The organism is Amycolatopsis sp. NPDC058986 (assembly GCF_042741125.1).
GTDB lineage: Bacteria > Actinomycetota > Actinomycetes > Mycobacteriales > Pseudonocardiaceae > Amycolatopsis.
This window is the reverse complement of record NZ_JBHYJW010000140.1, coordinates 1-1,772: the sequence shown is the minus strand read 5'-3', so window position 1 is coordinate 1,772 and position 1,772 is coordinate 1. Positions and strand designations below refer to the sequence as shown.

Genomic DNA, 1,772 nt, shown 5'->3' with positions numbered 1-1,772 from the left:
ACCAGCTGTGGCTTATATAAGTCAGGTCTGGTATGTTTCTGGTTCGTGCACGCGTTCGACGTTCTCGGCGACCCGGTGCGCCGGCGCATTCTGGAGCTGCTCGCCGACGGTGAGCGGACCTCTGGGGCGATCACGGACGTGATCCGGACCGAGTTCGCACTGTCCCAGCCGGCTGTCTCCCAGCATCTTCGCGTTCTGCGTGAGAACGGGTTCGCGTCGGTCCGGGCTGCGGGGGCTCGCCGGTTCTATGCCGTCGACCCGAAGCCGCTCAGCGAGGTTGACGTGTGGCTGGACCGGTTTCGCGGGTTCTGGGATCAGCGGCTCGACGCCCTGGGCACCGAGCCGGCCCGAGGCACGCATGCATCCCGGTCCCGGGGCTGGCCAGCTCCGGGACGGCACCGGCGTCGGCGAGGCCGATCCGCCCATGAAAGGAACATGACATGAAGGACGTACTGGACGAACTGGCCGCCGCGCGCCGGGCGATGGGAACAGCGGCCTTGCCCGCCGGCGACGCTTACACGATCGAGTTGCGGCGTCGCTACGACGCGCCGGTCGACGACGTGTGGAACGCCGTCACCGACCCTGAGCGGCTGGGCCGTTGGTTGAAGTCGATCACCGGGGACCTTCGGCTGGGCGGGTCGTTCGAATTGGACGGCGGTGAGCACGGGGAGATCCTCCGGTGCGAGCCGCCGCGGCTGCTGCGGGTGTCCTGGCTCTTCGGACCGGACGCCGACGAGTGGCCGGGTACGAGCGAGGTCGAGGTGCGGCTGTCCCCGGGCCCTGCCGGGGATACCGAGCTTGAACTGGTCCATGCCGTGGCCGTCGGGGAGCCCATGTTCCCGACCTACGGCCCCGGTGCCGGCGGTGTGGGCTGGGACCTGCATCTGTTCACCCTGGCCCGGTTCCTGGCCGACGGCCAGACCCTCGATCACGAGGAGTTCCGGACCTCGCCCGAGGGGCGCGAGTTCGCGCGGCGCAGCGCCGCGGCATGGGGCGAAGCTCACCTGGCCGCCGGCGGCGATCCGGATCACGTGGCGGCCGCGGTCGAGGCCACCACCGCGTTCTACGCCCCCGGAAGGAACGCTTGATGAAGTACACCACCTCGATCGAGATCGCCCTGCCGCGGGAGAAGGTGCTCCAGCTGCTCGCCGACCCGGCGCACCTGCCGAAGTGGCTGCGGGGCTTGGTACTGCACGAGCCGGTAAACGGTGTGCACGGCGAGCTCGGCACCACCTCGCGAGTCGTGTTTCAAAGGGGGAAGCAGAGGATGGAGGCCACCGAGACCATCACGCGGCTGGAACCTGAAGACCTGCACGCCATCCCCAGTTCCGTCGTCGTGCACTACGACCGCGAGATCGTCGGCGAGGGCATGCGGCAGGCCCAGCGCGACCGGCTCATCGGAGCCGGTCCGGACACCACGCTGTGGGAGAGCGAGAGCGAGTTCCGGTTCGACGGATTGCTGATGCGGCTGGTGGGGCTTGTGATGCCTGGCTCTTTCCGCAAGCAGTCGCGGCAGCACATGGAGGACTTCAAAGCGTTCGCCGAGCACGGGACCGACGTCCGCCAAGCGACGAACTGACCTGCCATTGACCACCCACCTCACGCGTCGACCTGTACGCCGCGATCCGACGCGACGCCAAGGCGGGGTTGCCACGCGCGCTCCGCAGCGCAAGCACAACGGTGTTGCTGTTGGCCGCGCGGGCTTCCAGGTAAGCCGACCAGTCACGTTGGAGGGTCTTGGTCCAGGTGACGGCTGCGCCGATGTGCAGTCC

Annotated in this window: 3 protein-coding genes; all 3 read left to right on the top strand. The window is 68.6% G+C overall.

The genetic code is table 11. The features are described from left to right. Positions 1 to 45: 45 nt before the first annotated feature. Genes ACFW0G_RS45465 through ACFW0G_RS45455 form a run of 3 tightly spaced genes read left to right on the top strand, consistent with a single transcriptional unit; the run spans position 46 to position 1,579 of the window. Positions 46 to 444, top strand: coding sequence for an ArsR/SmtB family transcription factor (locus ACFW0G_RS45465; protein ID WP_378331819.1), 399 nt, complete (start codon positions 46 to 48; stop codon positions 442 to 444). Next, on the top strand, positions 441 to 1,088 hold the full coding sequence (locus ACFW0G_RS45460; protein WP_378331818.1) for an SRPBCC family protein: 648 nt from the start codon (positions 441 to 443) through the stop codon (positions 1,086 to 1,088). The genes ACFW0G_RS45465 and ACFW0G_RS45460 overlap by 4 nt, the downstream gene beginning before the upstream one ends. Next, on the top strand, positions 1,088 to 1,579 hold the full coding sequence (locus ACFW0G_RS45455; protein WP_378331817.1) for an SRPBCC family protein: 492 nt from the start codon (positions 1,088 to 1,090) through the stop codon (positions 1,577 to 1,579). Before ACFW0G_RS45460 ends, ACFW0G_RS45455 begins: the two co-directional genes overlap by 1 nt. Positions 1,580 to 1,772 lie beyond the last annotated feature (193 nt).